This is a genomic window from Kitasatospora sp. NPDC004799 (assembly GCF_040609095.1).
Classification (GTDB): Bacteria; Actinomycetota; Actinomycetes; order Streptomycetales; family Streptomycetaceae; genus Kitasatospora.
The window spans coordinates 1-1,674 of sequence record NZ_JBEXJK010000761.1 but is presented as its reverse complement, the minus strand read 5'-3'; the positions used below and the strand labels follow the sequence as shown (position 1 = coordinate 1,674).

The window sequence follows — 1,674 nt, the reverse complement described above, 5'->3', positions numbered from 1 at the left end:
GGTGAGGGCGAGGAAGGCGTCGTCGTCCACCACCGCGCCGTCGCGCCGCACGTCGTCCCCGCCCCCTCCGGAGAACCGCCGCATGACTCCCGACACCCCCTGGCTGATCGCCGGACTGGGCAACCCGGGCCCGTGGTTCCGGCTCACCCGGCACAATGCGGGCTTCCTGGCCGTGGACCGGCTGGCCGAACGGCACGGCGCCCGCTTCCGGCGGCGCGGGATCGCCACCCGGGTGGCCGAGATCGGCGTCGACGGCCACCGGGTGCTGCTGGCCGAGCCGCTGTGGTCCATCAACCTGTCCGGACGCCCGGTGGCCGCGCTGCTGCGCCGCCACGGCGTCCCGGTCGAGCGGCTGGTGGTGGTGCAGGACGACCTGGACTTCGCGTTCGGCTCCGCCCGGCTCAAGCGCGGCGGCGGCCCGGGCGGCCACAACGGCGCCCGCTCGGTCGGCGAGGCGCTCGGCACCCGGGACTTCGTCCGGCTGCGGTTCGGCATCGGCCGCCCACCGAAGGGCCGGAGCGTCGGGGACTTCGTGCTGGAGAAGTTCTCGGATGCCGAACTTGCCGCCCTGTCAGGCGAGTTGGATCGCTGTGCGGACGCCCTGGAGACCCTGGTGCGGCACGGCCTCAACCGCGCCCAGGACGCCCTGAACGCCCGCACGGCCCCCGTAGGGACACCCGTACGGACGCCCGTACGGACGCCTGAGCAAGTGTTGGGCCGCTGAGGCGACCACCCTTCGCGCCCGCCCGTTCCCGCACCGGCAGCAGCGGCTCGATCACCGCCACCACACCACGGCACGCAGCCGACCACGCACCCGGGCCTAGCTCAGGGCCGGGCGGGCCGGACGGGCCGGGTGAACAGCGCGGCCGCGGCCGCGACGGCGGCGAGGACGAGGAGCACCGTCCGCCCACCGGACTCGGCGCCCGCCAGGTGGACGCCGAGGACGGACAGCGCCATGCCGAGGGCCGTGCCGAGGCTGCGAGCCGTGTTCACCATGCCGCCGCCGACCGCCGAGCACTGCGCCGGTACCGCCCGCATCACCAGCGCGTTGTTGGCGGGCAGCAGCAGTCCCAGCCCGTAGCCGGCGATCAGCAGCGGGAGCGCCGCCGCGCCGGAGGCGGGCAGCAGGGCGAACAGCAGCAGTCCGGCGGCCGCGAGCAGCGCGCCCGAGCGGCACCTGGTCACGTCCGACCAGCCCCGGGGCACCAGCCCGCCGCCGACCGTCGCGGCGAACGCGAACGCGGCGGGCAGCAAGGTGATGATCAGGCCCGCGCGGGCCGTCGACACCCCCGCGCCGGTGAGCAGCACCGGGCCCAGCACCAGGGGGCAGAACAGCAGCAGGTAGCCGATCAGCGCCACCACCAGGCCGGAGCGCACGCCCGGGGTGTTGATCAGCCCGGGGGCCAGGATCGGCCGGGCGGCCCTGCGCTCCTGGCGCACCAGCGCCAGGGCCAGCGCGGCGGAGGCGAGCAGCAGGGCGGCGGCCGCCCAGCCGGGCAGGGGCAGTCCGGAGGCGGTGGACAGGGCGAGCAGCAGCGCGGTGGTCGCGCCGGTGAGCAGCAGCATGCCGGGCAGGTCGAAGCGGGCGTCCGCGCGGGCCACGGTCCGGCGGCCCGGGGCGCGATGGTCCGGGCGGACAACCTGGACCGCCTCACCGCCGAAGGCTGGGACGCC

2 protein-coding genes are annotated in these 1,674 nt (G+C 76.5%); one reads left to right on the top strand and one right to left on the bottom strand.

Going from position 1 to position 1,674, the window contains the following annotated elements; genetic code table 11:
• The first annotated feature begins 82 nt into the window (after positions 1–82).
• Positions 83–724 carry an aminoacyl-tRNA hydrolase gene (pth, locus tag ABZW03_RS40595; protein WP_355269867.1) on the top strand — a complete coding sequence of 214 codons (642 nt, stop codon included), beginning with the start codon at positions 83–85 and terminating at the stop codon, positions 722–724.
• A 101-nt stretch (positions 725–825) separates the two neighbouring features.
• On the opposite strand, the gene ABZW03_RS40590 is transcribed toward pth, so the two are convergent.
• The coding region (locus tag ABZW03_RS40590; RefSeq protein WP_355269865.1) for an MFS transporter at positions 826–1,674 on the bottom strand (849 nt) is incomplete at its 5' end.